General features: G+C 67.2%; 11 protein-coding genes. 7 read left to right on the top strand and 4 right to left on the bottom strand.

Translation table 11 applies throughout. The features are described 5' to 3' along the window. Positions 1-45 precede the first annotated feature (45 nt). Complete coding sequence (locus ACIRRS_RS13425; protein ID WP_402969272.1) at positions 46-2,490, bottom strand: WD40 repeat domain-containing protein; 2,445 nt, start codon at positions 2,488-2,490, stop codon at positions 46-48. A 225-nt stretch (positions 2,491-2,715) separates the two neighbouring features. On the opposite strand from ACIRRS_RS13425, the gene ACIRRS_RS13430 reads away from it, so the two are divergent. The 6 genes from ACIRRS_RS13430 (at position 2,716) to ACIRRS_RS13455 (ending at position 10,469) form a co-directional block, all read left to right on the top strand. Beyond that, positions 2,716-2,949, top strand: a complete 234-nt coding sequence (locus ACIRRS_RS13430; protein ID WP_402969275.1) for a hypothetical protein — start codon at positions 2,716-2,718, stop codon at positions 2,947-2,949. Between the two features lie 327 nt (positions 2,950-3,276). Next, positions 3,277-4,581, top strand: coding sequence for a DNA cytosine methyltransferase (locus tag ACIRRS_RS13435; protein WP_402969278.1), 1,305 nt, complete (start codon positions 3,277-3,279; stop codon positions 4,579-4,581). 137 nt (positions 4,582-4,718) lie between these two features. Then, on the top strand, positions 4,719-5,360 hold the full coding sequence (locus tag ACIRRS_RS13440) for a very short patch repair endonuclease (RefSeq protein ID WP_402969281.1): 642 nt from the start codon (positions 4,719-4,721) through the stop codon (positions 5,358-5,360). 429 nt (positions 5,361-5,789) lie between these two features. Continuing rightward, entirely contained in the window at positions 5,790-8,126 is a 2,337-nt protein-coding gene (locus ACIRRS_RS13445) for an ATP-binding protein (RefSeq protein ID WP_402969284.1), read from the top strand. A gap of 10 nt (positions 8,127-8,136) precedes the next feature. After that, the gene (locus ACIRRS_RS13450; RefSeq protein ID WP_402969287.1) at positions 8,137-9,795 is read left to right on the top strand and encodes a DEAD/DEAH box helicase family protein; all 1,659 of its coding nucleotides are present in this window, start codon (positions 8,137-8,139) and stop codon (positions 9,793-9,795) included. Between the two features lie 5 nt (positions 9,796-9,800). After that, positions 9,801-10,469, top strand: coding sequence for a hypothetical protein (locus ACIRRS_RS13455; protein WP_402969290.1), 669 nt, complete (start codon positions 9,801-9,803; stop codon positions 10,467-10,469). A 508-nt stretch (positions 10,470-10,977) separates the two neighbouring features. On the opposite strand, the gene ACIRRS_RS13460 is transcribed toward ACIRRS_RS13455, so the two are convergent. Both ACIRRS_RS13460 and ACIRRS_RS13465 read right to left on the bottom strand, forming a co-directional pair. Next, positions 10,978-12,120 carry an acyltransferase family protein gene (locus ACIRRS_RS13460; RefSeq protein WP_402969293.1) on the bottom strand — a complete coding sequence of 381 codons (1,143 nt, stop codon included), beginning with the start codon at positions 12,118-12,120 and terminating at the stop codon, positions 10,978-10,980. Between the two features lie 190 nt (positions 12,121-12,310). Beyond that, the gene (locus ACIRRS_RS13465) at positions 12,311-13,435 is read right to left on the bottom strand and encodes a glycosyltransferase (RefSeq protein WP_402969296.1); all 1,125 of its coding nucleotides are present in this window, start codon (positions 13,433-13,435) and stop codon (positions 12,311-12,313) included. A gap of 284 nt (positions 13,436-13,719) precedes the next feature. On the opposite strand from ACIRRS_RS13465, the gene ACIRRS_RS13470 reads away from it, so the two are divergent. Next, positions 13,720-14,268 (top strand): hypothetical protein, encoded by a 549-nt coding sequence (locus ACIRRS_RS13470; protein ID WP_402969299.1) that lies wholly within the window; start codon positions 13,720-13,722, stop codon positions 14,266-14,268. A gap of 459 nt (positions 14,269-14,727) precedes the next feature. Here ACIRRS_RS13470 and ACIRRS_RS13475 read toward each other — a convergent pair whose 3' ends face one another. After that, a complete protein-coding gene (locus tag ACIRRS_RS13475; protein ID WP_402969302.1) occupies positions 14,728-15,363 on the bottom strand; it encodes a response regulator in 636 nt (211 codons plus the stop codon). Positions 15,364-15,370: the final 7 nt, after the last annotated feature.

Genomic DNA, 15,370 nt, shown 5'->3' on the forward strand with positions numbered 1-15,370 from the left:
CTTTCGGACCGCGAAGCCAGCGTCCAAGTGGGGCAGCTCCCTCTCCTAGCCCTGAGGTCGAGCGAAGCTGTTGACTGCGGGAGGCACCCACAACCGAACGGTGCAATCGGTGCTGCCGGTGGCGAGCACGGAGCTATCGGGGGAGAAGGCAACCGATGTCACAGTGCCGCGATGGCCGGCGAGGGACTCACCAACAGGTTGATGGGTGGTTGGGTCCCACAGCCGCACGGTGCGATCGTTGCTCCCCGTCGCGATGAGTGCGCTGTCGGGGGAGAAGGCCATGGTTGTAACGGCACCGTCATGACCCATAAGGGGCTTTCCGACGGGCTGATGGGTGGTTGGGTCCCACAGCTGCATCGAGCGATCGTGACCGGCGGTCGCGATCAAGCTGCCATCCGGGGAGAACACCACGGAGCTGACTGAGCCGCTGTGGCCATCACGGAGTTCGCCGGTCGGCTGGTGCGTGCCAGAGTCCCAAAGTGTCACCGTGCCAGCATCGGTGGCGGTTGCGATTAGCGTGCCATCGGGGGAAAACGCGACTCCGGTGATGACCCCACGTCGGCTGGCCAGAGGGTCACTGGCAGCCTGTTGCGCGGCCGGCAACCACAGTTGTACCTCGCCAGCGTCAGTAACGATGGCAAGGAGGACTCCGGTGGGCGAGAAGACCACTGATGTGATGGGGCCGAGGTTGTCGGCAAATGGCCCTCCCGCCGGTACCCGGGTGCCCGCATCCCACAGGCGAACCGCCCCGCTACGGTCTGCGGTTGCTAGCAGGGTGCCGTCGGGGGAGAACGCGACTGACCGAACGGAGTCGCGGTGATTGGTCAGGGGCCTTCCGACGGGTTGCCGGTCAGCAGGGTCCCAGAATCGCACCGTATCGTCGGCGCTCCCGGTAGCCAGTGTGGTTCCGTCGGGGGAGAACGCGGCTGACCAGACCGCGTCACGGTGTCCGACAAGGGGCGCCAGATAGATGCCTTCGCCGTTCTTGAGCGCGGTTAGGACGCTTCGACTGGCGAGGCCGCGTGCGGTCAGAACACCTAGTCGGGAGCGCAGTTCGGCGTCCTCGCTGAGCAGGTTGTCATGCGGGTCATCTTTGTCCCGAGTGCGCTGCGTCGGGACAAGCAATGGCAATGTCTCCTTGCCCTCCCATACCCGCACAACGCGATCGTAGCCAGCGGTGGCGAGCAGGCTGCCGTCGGGGGAGAACGCCACCGACTTGACGGGGACGGCATGACCGGTCAGGGGATCTCCGACCGCTTCGTGGGTGGCCGGGTCCCAGAGCCGTACCATGCCATCGTCGCTGGCCGTGGCGAGCAGGCTGCCGTCGGGGGAGAACGCCACCGCAGTGGCGGAGCCGGTGTGGCCGGCCAGGGGCGTTCCGACCGCTTCGTGGGTTGCTGGGTCCCAGAGCCGCACCATGCCATCGTCACTCGCGCTAGCTAGCAGCTTGCCGTCGGGGGAGAACGCCACCGACCTGACGAGCCCGGTGTGGCCGAGCAACGGTTTGCCGATCGCTTGGCGGGTTGCTGGGTCCCAGAGCCGCACCATGCCATCGAAGCTAGCGGTGGCCAATGCGCTCCCCTCGGGCGAGAAGGCGACTGCCGTGACGGGGCCGGTGTGTCCGGTCAGCGGCTTGCCGACCGCTTCGCACGTGTATGGGTCCCAGAGCCGTACCGTTCGGTCGAAGCTGGCGGTGGCCAGCACGGTGCCATCCGGGGAGAACGCGACTGCTGCGACCTTTTGTCGCTTCGTGAGTTTGAGAGCTCCGGATGATTGATCTGACCTCACGTCCCATAGGCATACGCCATGTTCGTCACTGGCAGCCGCCAGCAAACGTCCGTCCGGAGAGAACGCCACCGACCTGATTGTGCTCTTCTGGGCAGTCTCGGGATTGCTGATGGCCTGGTGGGTGACGGGGTCCCAGAGCGTCACTTTCCCAGCGGCGCTGCCGGTCGCGAGAAGCTTGCCATCGGGGGAGAACGCCACAGACCATACGAAGCCGGAGTGAGGCAGGAGCACAGACGCGCGGCGAAATTTCAAGCGCCGGTTATGCGTCAGCGACTCAGAAGGGTTCGCTGGTGTGTCGCTTCCCGGCTGAGTGGGTGCAGAGGGTGGTGGATCGCTCTCAGCAACCGTGACCGACTGTGCCGAATTGAATGCTGCGGGTGCGTGGCGGGCCTCGGACTGTAGGTGCGCCACTCGGTTCCAGCTCGTGCGCCAGAACTCGACCCTTGGGTCGTTGCGGCCTACAGGGGACTGGCCATCGTTCGAGTGGCTGAGCAGCGTCCGGACGAGGGCGATGAGGAAGTCTCGACTGGGCAGACGCTTACCCGTGAGGGTCTCACTGATCGCGGAGGCCGACAGTGGCCGCCCGGAGGGTGCGGCGCGGCTGATCATGCGCTGGGAAGGGTTGCCGCATTCGATCTGCAGTCTCCGGAGCCCGGTGGCGAAGTCGGCGAGTCCTCGCTGGAACGCGGCTTCGGGTGTCATCCCCGAAGAATCCCCATGCGCCACGCATGTCCCCCTGATGGTCTGCGGGACTCAGCGTAGGACGCTGGCTACCGAACAGGACCGAATTTCGCCGAACACCACCATACAGAGTTGGGTGTTCGCTCCGAGCACCATCTTGTACGGCGTCGGCCTGCGGTGATCGGGTATGTCTGAGCCTGTTCGTGCCATAGGAGTCGTGGCGGGTGAGCCTGGTGTGCTGGTCGCATGGATGAAATCGAAGAGCCCACCTCGCCCTCCTCTCCTCGGGTTGACTCCAGGTCAAGGCCGGTGTCGGTGGAACCGATCCGTGACCGGGTGCTTGATCTGGTCGCACTGTTGCTTCTGACCACGCTGGCGGCGGCCGTCTTCCTGATCGCCGGGTCTGAGGCGTTCACGGCGGTCACCAGCGTTGGCCTGGGCTTGTTTGCGAGCTGGCGCGGTAGGCCCCCTCGTCCGTGAATGGTCTCAGCAACGGGTACCGGGTTCTGTTGCTAACTGGCGATTCAGCTGAGGGGCAGACGGGTTGGCCGCCGGTGCCGGCGTCCGGCTCGCGGGTGATCGCCGTTAGGAGGCTCCCTCGCGGCCGGTCGGCGACCTGATCACCGGACCTGGGCGGCATCGCCCGTGTGGCCGTTCGCCCTGGCGTGCGGGAATCGGAACAGTGCTGTCCCCGCTTGTGGCGGCCACTTCGATCGCTGGTCGTACCGCTTCGGTCGCTCGTGAAGGTGAGGTGAGACTTCTTGACAACAGTCCCGGTGATCGCTACTTCCGCGGTATGCTTTTGCAATGCCTGAACTGCAAGAAGAGTCGAGAGATGATCGCACCGCTGTCGAGCTGTTCGCGGGCGCGGGCGGCCTCGCGATGGCCGTCCATGGGGCGGGCTTCCGGCCATTGCTGTTCAACGAGTTCGCCCCACGGGCCTGTCAGACCCTGGAGGCGAACGGGGCCAAGCCCCGCGGGGACGAGGAGCGGATCCCGGAGCCGGGGGAGCCGTGGCCGCTCGTGGCGGGGGACGTTCAGGGACTCGATATGAGCTACCTGCTCGGTCGTGTCGATGTGCTCGCTGGCGGTCCGCCGTGTCAGCCGTTCAGCCTGGGTGGGGTCGCCAAGGGGGACGAGGACAAGCGGAACATGTTCCCTCAGATGTTCAAGGCGATGCGCCAGATTCGACCTAAGGCTGTCATCTGCGAGAACGTCGTCGGACTACTCAGGCCATCGTTCAAGCCGTACCTCGAGTACATCTTGCGCGAGATGGAGATGCCCTTCGAGCTGCGTGATCCGGAGGTCAGCTGGCAGAGGCACGACAAGGCCCTCATCGAGGCCAAGGGCAGGGCCGCCGGTGACCCGGCGGAGCGTTACAAGGTGGTGATGACGCGCGTGAACGCCGCCGATTACGGGGTCCCCCAGGTCAGGAACCGCATCTTCATCGTCGCCTTCCGGGAGGACCTGGGGGTCGACATCGACCAATTCAAGCAGGACGTGCGCCACCAGTACTCGGAGGAGGCGCTGTTCCGGACCATGCTCGACGGCTCGTATTGGAAGCGGCATCCATCGGTGCCCGCGGATGTCCGCGCCCGGGTCATGGCCAGGATCCCCAAGGACGTTTCGCTCATCCCGGACGGTTCGAAGCCTTGGCGTACGTTTCGGGATGCCATCGCCGGCATCGATGAGAACGAGGGCAAGCCACTGCCGAAGATCCCCTGGGACAGGCTTGACCGCCAGGAGTACCGCGCCGGGGGGTTCACCGACCACATCGGATGGCCCGACGCTCGCATCTACAAGGGCCACACGCCCAACGAACTGGACCGTCCCGCGAAGACCGTGAAGGCCGGCGTGCACGGAGTCCCTGGCGGCGAGTCCGTGATGCTGACTGACGACCTTGAGACTCCCGGCGGAACCATCTATAGGCATCGCTACATGACCGTGCGTGAGACAGCCCGTGTCATGACCTTCCCTGACGATTGGAAGCTCGAAGGCCCTAGGGGGGAGAAGATGCGGCAACTTGGCAACGCGGTCCCGGTGAAGCTTGGTGCCGTATTCGCTGACGCGGTGGCCAAGGCCCTCGACGCGGCACTGGGATCACAGTCGTGAGCGATGCGGCGAAACCGTCCCAGAGTCGCTGGAATGACCGGCTCCCGCCTGATCGCGCCTGGAAGGGGCGGCCGGGGAGGACCCGGAAGGCTCTGTCCGCTGAACAGGACCGAGCAGCGGGCGGTCGCCATCGACGGGTGGTTGACCTGGGCGACGGCCGCATCGCTCACGCCTCGGTCTCGTTGAGAGTCCTGCCTAAGACGCGGAGGATCCGAGCGTCCCTGCGTTGGGGCGACGGACGGAAGTCTCCAGAGCGCTACCTGGGCGAGGTAGAGCAGGACACCCGCGCGGCCAATCTGGCTGAGGGCTGGCGGCTGGCCTGGGCTAAGGGTCTGTTGATAGAGGAGACACTGCCCGAGGACTCGACAGCCTCGACCCCGGCGGTCCGCGCCTCGATGAGAGGTAACCGGGGAAAGGACACGAAGCCCGAGAAGGTTCTTCGGTCTCTGCTTTTCAAGGAAGGGCTTCGCTACCGGGTCAACGCGCGGCCGCTCCAGGGCCTCCGGCGTAGCGCGGATGTGCTGTTCCCAAAGGCGCGAGTCGCGGTCTTCGTCGATGGCTGCTTCTGGCACGTCTGCCCGGAGCATCATCGACCGGCGACCAAGAACGTGGACTTCTGGAGAGAGAAGTTCGCCGACAACCAGCGGCGGGACGCCGAGACCAACCGGATCCTGGAGGAGGAGGGCTGGACGGTCATCCGGGCCTGGGAGCATGAGGCACCGGAGGACGTGGCGAAGCGGGTCCTCTCGGCGGTCCGCGGAGCGTCCGGCGAGGCGTAGCTACAGTTCTCCATCGGGCATCAGGCCATCGATGGCGTCGGTCAACCTGCGTAGGACGATAGGGCCGTCACCATCGCTGTACGCGAGGACTGTACTCCCAGTGTCGAAATCGGCCTTGGCGAGAATCCCCATCGGGATCTGTACTCGGCCGCTGGCATCGATGGTGACTTCCGCAGGTTCCCGGAGCATGGGCCGAGTCCGCCATGCGCGAAGTTCTGAGGCGCCCCTCCTGGTTGCGGGGTGGCATCAGCAGGGTCTCGAGATCTTTGTCCCGCACCGGCTGGTGCCGCCCATTAGGGTTGAGGACATGCTGATGGATGCTCCTGGAGCGTGCCCGACTGGGGTCGATGGTGCACGCCAGACTGCTAATGGTCGCGCGAGCACATCCGCCTGCCAAGCATGTGTTCACCACGAAGACGGGGGTCGGCTGTGACCGAGGACCAGTACATCAACGTCACACCGCACCCGCGCATCCTGGGCGTGCTCGGCGATATCGAGTTCTCACACTGGCAGTGCCTGGCTGAGTTGATCGACAACTCCTTCGACGAGTTCCAGGCGGCCGGCGAGACGGTGGATCGGCCCTCGGTCGCGATCTCACTTCCCCCGGCGAACTCGCAGCGTGGGACGGCTGAGATCACGGTGCAGGACAACGGCCGGGGCATGAGCCTGGAGGCTGTCACCAACGCCATCAGCGCGGGCTGGACCAGTAACGGCCGACATGGCTCTCTCGGCCTGTTCGGAATGGGCTTCAACATCAGTACGGCGCGACTCGGTCGGCGTACCACGGTTCGAACCAGTCGGGCAGGCGATCCGGACTGGATCGAGGTAACGCTAGACCTGGTGCAGATCGCCAACTCCTCTAAGTACCAGGCTCCATACCGCGCGGTGCCTAAGGCCAACCGTGATGAGCATGGCACCACCGTCACCATCAGCGACCTCAAGCAGGAGCAGTACGCCACGCTCTGCCGCCTGCAGACGCAGAACGTGATCAGGGACAAGCTCGGAGAGGTCTACAGCTACCTGCTGGCGGACAAGGGCTTCCTACTTACGCTCAACGGCAAGAAGGTCAAGCCGCGCCTGCCCTGCGTCTGGGACGAGAAGCGGACCGTCACCCGCCAAGGCGTGGAGATCCACGCTGTCCAGAAGATCAACCACGTGCTGAGCGCTAAGAACGCCTGCATGGCCTGCGGGTACTGGAGTTCCGCCGACGCCGAGCTTTGCGAGGAATGCGGGCAGGATCGCCTCGAACTGAGGGAGCGCAAGATCTGGGGCTGGATCGGGATTCAGCGCTACGTCCACCGCACCGACTACGGGCTGGACTTCCTCCGCAACGGACGCAAGATCATGCTTAAGGACAAGCGGGTCTTCTACTGGGAAGACGAGGACAGCCTCGCTGAGGCGGAGCTCGAGTACCCCATCGACTCCGGAGCTGTGCAGATGGGCCGGATCGTCGGTGAGATCCACTGCGATCACGTCGCTCCGAACTACCAGAAGACCGCCTTCGAGTTCGAGACGGCCGAGTGGCGGCAAGTCCTGCGTGAGGTCCGCGGAACAAGCCCCTTGCGCCCAAAGATCGCGAAGAACCTCGGACTGCCGGAGAACCGTAGCCCCCTCGCCCTGCTCTACGCGGGCTTCCGCCGGCAGGACCCGGGGCTCAACTACCTGATCCCGGGTGACGGACGCAACGCCCTCCATGAGAAGGCCGCGCAGTGGGCCACGTTCATGCGGGCAGGCCACTACGAGTATCAGACCGACGAGGCGTGGTACCGCGCTGCTTACCAGCATGACAATCCGGTAACAGTGGAACCTCAACCGGGGAATGACGACATCCTCCCCGGGTTTGGGGCCGGACTCCTCGACCCGGATGACCAGGCTGAGGGCGGTGCCGCGCTGGCCTCGACCATTGCTGGCCAAGAACCGCCCGAGGACATTACCGCACCGGTGGAGACGTTGGACCAGCGGCTTCAGCGATACCGTGACAGCGCCGACCCCATCGTGGATCTGACGGGCCCGTACTACCTCGAAGACTTGGGGCGCGTCGATCTGACGGCTTGGGCGGTTCGTAGCCAGCACCTTGTCACCAAGGACGGGCAGGCCGCGCCTGTGATCGTCTCGATGGTCCGAGCCCCGCGCTTGGAAGTGTTCATCGATACCGGACACTCGATCTTCCGCGAATTCGGGACGGACATGCGCGACTTGGCGCTCGTCGAGGTCGCGGAGTTCATGCGGGTTCGGGCGAATAACGTGTCGATGCCCTTGAGTGAGATCGTCGCGCAGCTCAAGGTCCACACCTCCAGTCCCCGGCTGACGCCGGCGGCGATGGCGGAGGAATCCGAGCGGCTCCTCGAACAGGTGCGCTTGGCCATGGTGACGCCCGTCTCGGCAAACCCGGCGGTGCACTGGCTGTTGCTCACGAAGGACGAACGAGCGGACGCCGAGCGCCGGTTCGCGGTCGAGGCTGGTGGAACGTCCCCTTGGAGCAACGCGGTCACCAGCGGCGAATTCATCCGATATGTTCCGGCCAGCGCCGTCATCCGCATCATCCAAGACTCCCCCGAGACTTTCCTTGACGGATCCGTTTTCAAGCGCGGATACATCGCTCTCAGTGATCCCGGGGCTCGAGCGCTCGTCGTGGAGCGGCTGATCAACCCTCTCGGAGACCTCGCGCTTCTGGAGCAGCACCGTCCACGCCTCGATGTGGAGGAGCTGGCCCGGATCAGGATCAGCTGCCGTCTCATCGCGCGCGACCTCGCCGACAACACGTAGGGAGGGCAGGATGCAATTCCTCGACGCTGCCTCGCTGCTGGACGCCGGACCGCTGCAGTTTCCCCGCCGCATCGAACGCCTCCTCTGGCATTTGGGCTTCTCCGACGTGTCCAACATCGACGGCTCCGGCGACGAGGGCGGCGACATCCTCGCCCGCCACAAAGGCGAGACCTGGGTAATCCAGTGCAAGTGGAAGCGACGTGGGGCCGTAGGAGCCGACGCGGTGGACGAGGTCGCTCGCGCACGGGATCACTACCGCGCACACCACGCCGTCGTCGTCACCAACACCCGCTTCAGTCCTGACGCTCGGCAGCGTGTGGCGAATCTGGCACGCCTGGGTCCCGGAATCCTCCTTTGGGGAGGAACGGACCTAACAACGAGCTTCGATCGGGTACCCCGCCGCTTCGGGCAGGTAACGCTCCGGCCCTATCAAGCTGAGGCCCTGCAAGCGTTGACCGCCGACCTCGACGCCTCGGGCCGCGCGCTGCTTGTTTTGGCTACCGGGCTGGGCAAGACCGTCGTCGGTGGTGAGGTGATCGCGGAGCATCTGCGGCGCGAGCCCCAAGACCAAGTCCTGGTCGTCGCGCACGCGAAGGACCTCGTCCAGCAACTGGAGCGGGCGCTCTGGCGTCACCTGCCTAAAGAGGTCTCAACGCGCCTCCTCACTGGCGACACACGCCCTGATGACCTCTCCGGACTCACGTGCGCGACAGTCGCGTCGGCGCTGTCCGCCGCGCGCTTCGGCTATCGCCCAGACCTCGTAGTAATCGACGAAGCCCACCACCTGGGCGAAGAAGGCCAGTACGACGAGTTGCTGGAACTCCTGAACTCGGCCCGCCACCTGGGCGTCACCGCGACCCCATGGCGCGGCGACAAGCACGACATCACCCATCAGCTCGGCGCCCCCAGCTTCACCCTGGGGATCGAGGAGGGAATGCGGCGCGGCTACCTCGCTCAGGTCGACTACCGCCTGTTCGTCGACGACATCGACTGGGACATCGTCCGCGAGGCCAGTAACCACTCGTACGGATTGGCCGAACTCAACGCGAAGCTCTTCCTGCCGCAGCGAGACGAAGCCATCCGCGACGAGCTCGCCGCCACATGGGCCACCACGCTCAATCCGCGGGCTATCGTTTTCTGCCGCACTATCGAACACGCTGAACGGCTTGCCGACATGCTGCGGCGTACCCCGCTCTGGTCCGGTGCCCTCGCCATCCACGCCGGACTCGCTAAGAGGGAGCGGCAGAACCGCCTACTTGCCTTCCGTTCAGGCGAGGTGCCAATTCTGACGGCGGTCGACATTCTCAACGAGGGCGTCGATGTGCCAGACGTGAACATCCTCTGCTTCGCACGAGTTACTCACTCCCGGCGTATCTTCGTGCAGCAGCTCGGGCGAGGGCTCCGCTTGCGCGAGGGAAAGGACCGGGTCGCGGTGTTGGACTTCGTCAGCGACCTCCGCCGCATCGCTGCTGCGCTCAAGCTCAAGCGTGCCCTTGGCGGCGATGGTGAAATCGAGACCCTGGCCAGGTTCACCCCGTCGAACATCGACTTCAGCGACCAGAAGGTGGCCACTCTCATGGACGAGTGGATTAAGGATGCGGCCAGCCTCGAGACCGCGTACGACGAGCACCGACTCCAGTTCCCCGCCGCCCTCGCCCCACAGGAGTAATGACCGTGTCCTTGCAGCAGCTGCCTGCGCCCATCCGTGAACGCCTCCTCATCGAGATCTACCAGCAGGCCAATGACCTGGACTGGGAGTTTTTGAGTAACGCTGACAAGACCAACCAGTACCGGAAGTGGATCGAGGATCCCAAGGTCGGCGGCATCCTGCTCTCCTATGGACCGGAGAAGGACGCCAGGGTCTGGATCAAAGACGTCCCCATGAAGGAGTACGCCCGGGCCCAGGAGGGAATCGGGAATTATGTCCGTTATGCGGTAAATCGATTCCAAGGGCCGGAGGAAATTGTTCGGGCGGCGTGTGGGAGCGGCTGGGCGATGAAGCCCGATTCGGTTGGAGAGAAGCCGAACCACTGCTACGCGATCGCCGACGCCGCCGCTCGGTACGTCTGCTGGGGCCGTGCTGGAACCTTCCGGGACCTCGTCTGGGCGGCACTGAATGAAGCCGTCGATTCGGTGGAGCGACCCGCGATCGTCATCACGACCCGCAACGGCGAGACCATCTCGACAGCCGACCGCGCGCGCCAGGAGCGACTCGCCTTGCGCTGTGGCGCGGACCTCCGGTACCTCCATCGCGAGATGGTCCCGAATCCTGACTATCTTCGGGTGACGGGCGGCGGCCAGAGTCAATCGCAACCCACCCTCATTGACTTGCCTGAGCGGTAGACGCGACGTGCTGTGCAGAGCCCGCATAGGCCCTGCTGGCTGGGCGGACGTCACCAGGTGGTGCCATGTGCGGCAGGACGCCTTTGGGTGGGGAGGCATCGGGTGTCGAGGCGGAGTCGTCGACATACCCTGATCAGGCGAAACGGCACGGCCGAGCGTGGGGCGGAACCGGCCAGTACGGTCGTCCAGGGGCTCGTGGTGCGTAGGTCTCGCAGGGTCGCACGAGCCTGATGGCGTTCGGCGAATGCGAGGCGGAACTGGGGGCCGCAGTGATGAGTCCGGCACGTGCCAGATCCGTGCCAGAACGGGTGGTGAACGGCGGTCAGCGGTGGTCCGCGTCGGGTGTCTGGCAGGTTAGTCGCGCTGGTATTGGTGCAGGTCAGAGGAGCTTTGGGCTTGGAAGCCCAAAGATTCCCAAGCTTAGAGCGCGAGTTCGATTCTCGTCGCCCGCTCCATTCCGAAAGCCGCAGGTCATCTGACCTGCGGCTTTCGTGTTGTCCGGGGAGGGTCACGCCTCGCGGGGTCGGGGGGCGGGGGCGGCGGGGCTGCCGACGGCGAGGGCGCGGTCGAGGTGGTGGCGGAGGGTTCGGCCGAGGGGCTTCTCGACCAGGCGGTGGATCAGCCAGGCCAGGAGGAGCATCGAGCCGGTGGTGAGGGCGAGTCGGGCCCACGGGCCGAGCCACGGGGTGTGGGTGGCGAGTTCGGCGGCCATGGGCAGGCCGAGGCTCTGGTGGATCAGGTAGAAGGGGTACGTGAGCGCGCCGGCCGTCATGAGCCAGCGCCAGCGGACGCGGGCGAGCGGGCCGATGGTGGCGAGGAGCAGGAGGGCGAGGAAGGCGGTCAGCAGGGCGCTCGCGACGGTCCAGGAGCAGAGCACCGCGGACCCCCATTCCCGGGAGTGGCCGGCCAGCCGGGCGGGGAGCACGGACAGCTCGTAGCACCAGGCGAAGCCGAGGAGCGTCCAGAGCATGAGGTTCTGCCCGAAGCGGTACATGAGGTAGACCGCGATGCCGGCGACGAACAGGCCGGCGTACTGGCTGAGGACGAGGTCGTCCAGGAACTTGTTGTTCGTCTCCGAGGTGATGATCCCGGCGGTGAGCCAGACCACGCAGAACCCCATGACCCGGTGGTAGGTGGTGCCGAAGACGAGGAGGAGGGCCATGAGGACGTAGAAGTGGGCCTCGACCGCGAGGGTCCAGGCGACGCCGTCCAGCAGGCCGGCGTGGAGGGCGGCGGGGAACATCGTCAGGTTGGCCAGGACGACCCGGGGGTGGATCAGCGAGGAGACGTCCTCGGTCTGCAGGGGGATCAGCGCGATCCTGGCCACGATCAGCGCGACGGCGCACCAGTAGGCCGGGTAGAGCCGGGATATTCGCGAGGCGGCGAACTGCCCCGGGGTGCGGCCCCAGCAGCTCATGCAGATGACGAATCCGCTGATGAGGAAGAAGGCCTCGACGCCGAGCCAGCCGTACATCGACGCGTGGTGCAGCGTGTACGCGAACTCCTTCGGCGACGGCCCCCACAGGGCGGGGGAGATCGCGCTCAGGTAGTGGAACCCGGCGACGGCGAGCGCGGCGATGAGCCGCATGCCGTCGACGACGGCCAGCCGGGCCTGTTGGCGGGCGGGCGGTGACGTGGGCGCCTGGAGCACTGGCGGGAGTCCGATCGTGTCGACACGCCCGCTCTCGCCCGGGACCGGAGACGAGGGTCGTAGGCGTGGGGGAACTGAGCCGTGCACGTATCTTATGACAGTCTTATGGGCGCGAATATCGACGAAAGCCGCAGGTCATCGGACCTGCGGCTTTCGCGGTTCTCGGGGTTTACGGGGCGTTCGGGGCCGGTCAGGCGCGGGCGGTGAGGCCTTCGAGGGTGGGGACGAAGGAGGCGGGCGTCGGGAGGGCGTGGTTGGCGGCCCGGACGGAGGTGGCGGCGCTCCGGAGGTCGGCGTCGGTGAGCAGGCGGTCGAGGGTGGCGGTGTCGACGGTGTCGGAGGTCGAGGTCAGGGCGATGCCGGCCTCGGACAGGGCGGCGGCGACCACGAAGTTGTCGGCGCCCTGGGGCAGGACGAGCTGGGGGAGGCCCTCGTTGAGGGTGGTCAGGGTGGTGCCGGCGCCGCCGTGGTGGACGACGGCGTCGACGTGGCGGACCAGCTCGATCAGCGGGGTCCAGGGGGTGGGGATCACGTTGGAGGGCAGGGTGCCGAGCGTGGAGGTGTCGGCGTCGCCGACGGCGAGGAGGAAGTCGGCGTCCACCTCGGCGGCGTTCTCGATCAGCCGGGTCACGCCGCCGAGGCCCTCCAGGCGGGTGACCACGGAGCCGAGTGTGACGAGGACGCGCCGCCGCTCGGACGGGCGCCGCAGCGCTTCGAGGGGCACCAGGCCGGTGCCGTTGTACGGGACGTAGCGGGCGCGCAGCCCGTCCGGGTCGCCGCCGATCGGGCCGACGTTGATCGCGGTGGACTCGGCGGGGCCGGCCACGCCGTGGCGCTCGTAGAGGTCGGCGAGCTTGCCGGTGAAGCGGGCGACCATGTCGCGGCCGGAGGGGATGCCGTAGTTCTGCATCACCAGCGGGATCTTGAGCTTGGCGGCCACGAGCGGGGCGACGGTCTGGAAGGTGGCGTGGACGAGCAGGTCGGCGCGCCAGTCGGCGGCGGTGGTGAGCAGGTCGTCCAGGGTGTTGCGGCAGGCGTACGCGAACCCGGCGGCGGCCATGTCCATCAGCTCGTCGTGGGAGAGGTCGGCGTTGCCGTACCGCATCGGGGGAGCGTCACGCCAGTCGGTGAACAGCTCCTCCAGGGTGCGGCCGTCGCCGATGCGGACCACCGGGAAGCCGGCGGTCAGCATCGGGTCCAGCGGCGGCTGGCCGGCGAACAGGACCTCGTGCCCGGCGGCGCGCAGCCCCTGGGCGAAGGGCACCATCGGGAAGATGTGCCCCTGGGAGGCCGGGCCGGTGAAGAGTATGCGCATGGTCGTCTCCTGGCCGCGCCGGACGCGGCCCTGTCAGCGGCTTCCCGCGTCGATGGGTAACAAGGCAGTCTCACCCCGGAAAATGACGTTCAGTCAATTGGAAATCGATCACAGGGGGCGTGAATCGGCCTTTCTGGGGCGGGACTTGTCTTCCGAGCGCCGGTGTGCGCACAGCGCTCGCGCGCGGCGTGCGCAGGGGCGGAACCTCCTGCCCGTGCGCGCCGTCCATGGCTGTGACGGAATCCCTGCCCGGGCTGAACCCCGGGAGGAGTGCGGAGGGACCAGTGCAGTCAGGTGGTGCCGAGGTCAACCTCGGTTTCCAGGGCGGTCGTTGCGGTGGTTCGCCCTTCGGGGCGCGGCCGGGGGGCGTCGGCCGCGCCGCCCCGGTGGAGGTGCCGGCCGCCGCCGAGCGGTGCGAGGCGCTGCTCCAGGAGACGCTGGACGCCGTCGAGCCGCCGCTCGTCTGGCGGGCGGGCGCACCCTCGGAGGGGGTGCGGCTGCCGCGGCCGGGGCGGGAGTCGGAGCCCTGCTGGTACGTGGGGCGGGGGCGGGACGTCCTGACGGTCGTGTCGCTGCCCCGGCGGGCGGAGTTGGCGGGGGCGGTGGAGCGGCACTGGCGCCGTCGAGGCTGGACGATCGCCGGGCTGGGCGGGGGGCCCGCGCGCCCGGGGGTCTCGGCCGCGACCGGGGACGGGTTCCGACTGGCGCTGCGCTTCGGCGAGTTGGGGGAGGTGCGGCTGCTGGCCGGATCCTCGGCGGCGGCCTGTGCGGGGTACGCGCCGCCGGTGCTGCCCGCGGTGTGCTGCCCGTACTGGAGCGCGGTGGGCTGGTGAACTGCTGACGGACCGGGGGAGGCGCGGGACGAGTCCCCCCGGACACGTCCCGCGCCGCCACGTCGCGCGGCTTCGGCGCTGCCGCTCCCCCTGACTCCCCGGCAGCTCCCGCCGGCCCCCCTGACCGCGCCCTCCGGCGAGGGCGACCGCGCAGGCCCCGGCGAGCCCCTACCCCCCGAGGCGTCGTTGGTTCCACGGTAACAAACCGCTTGGTTGGTTTGTCAATAGTGGGCATCCACGAAACTTCCACAATCCGGCGGGCGTGGCCGGAGGCTCCGCAGGGCTTCGGACCAGCGGATAAACCCCGAAGGGAAGCCGAAAACGGTGGCCGGGGCCGCACAGGGGGTCGGGCACGGCGCGTACGGAATCCGACACTCCGAGCATCATGGCAGCACGCACCGACACCACGCGAGTACGGATGGGAGTGACGGATCGCTCAGTCGCGGCGCCCCGGAGCGCTCAGCGCAGCAGCCGGCGCTCCTTCGCCACCGCGACCGCCCCGGCCCGGGTGTCCACGCCCAACTTGTCGTAGATCCGCCCGAGATGCGTCTTCACCGTCGCCTCGCTGATGAACAACGCCCGCGCGATCTCCCGGTTGCCGAGCCCCTGGGCGAGCTGTTCGAGGATGTCCTGCTCCCGTTCGGTGAGCTGCGGCGCGGGCGCCCGCATCTGCGCCATCACCTTGGAGGCGACCGGCGGGGAGAGGACGGTACGGCCGTGTGCGGCGGCGTGGACGGCGGCGAACAGCTCCTCCGGCCGCTCCGCCTTGAGCAGGTAGCCGGTGGCCCCGGCGGCGATCGCCCGGGTGATGTCGGCGTCGGTGTCGTACGTGGTGAGCACCAGCACGTGCGGCCCGCCGGGGGCGGCGATGATCCGCCGGGTGGCCTCGACGCCGTCGATGCCGTCGCCGAGCTGGAGGTCCATCAGCACGACCTGCGGCGCCAGCTTGGCGGCCAGCGCCACGGCCTCCTCCCCGGTGCTGGCCTCGCCGACCACCGTGATGTCGCCCGCGCTGGCGAGCAGGGCGAGCAGCCCGGCGCGCACCACCGCGTGGTCGTCGCAGACCAGCAGCCGTACGGGGGAAGGGGCGTTCATCGGTGCT

Source organism: Kitasatospora sp. NPDC101183 (assembly GCF_044767945.1).
In the GTDB taxonomy this organism is placed as follows: domain Bacteria; phylum Actinomycetota; class Actinomycetes; order Streptomycetales; family Streptomycetaceae; genus Kitasatospora.

Bases quoted from the DNA above. Each gene is read 5' to 3' on its own strand.
- ACIRRS_RS13425 (WP_402969272.1), bottom strand. From the start codon at position 2,490: ATGACACCCGAAGCCGCGTTCCAGCGAGGACTCGCCGACTTCGCCACC.
- ACIRRS_RS13430 (WP_402969275.1), top strand. From the start codon at position 2,716: ATGGATGAAATCGAAGAGCCCACCTCGCCCTCCTCTCCTCGGGTTGAC.
- ACIRRS_RS13435 (WP_402969278.1), top strand. From the start codon at position 3,277: ATGCCTGAACTGCAAGAAGAGTCGAGAGATGATCGCACCGCTGTCGAG.
- ACIRRS_RS13450 (WP_402969287.1), top strand. From the start codon at position 8,137: ATGCAATTCCTCGACGCTGCCTCGCTGCTGGACGCCGGACCGCTGCAG.
- ACIRRS_RS13465 (WP_402969296.1), bottom strand. From the start codon at position 13,435: ATGCGCATACTCTTCACCGGCCCGGCCTCCCAGGGGCACATCTTCCCG.
- ACIRRS_RS13475 (WP_402969302.1), bottom strand. From the start codon at position 15,363: ATGAACGCCCCTTCCCCCGTACGGCTGCTGGTCTGCGACGACCACGCG.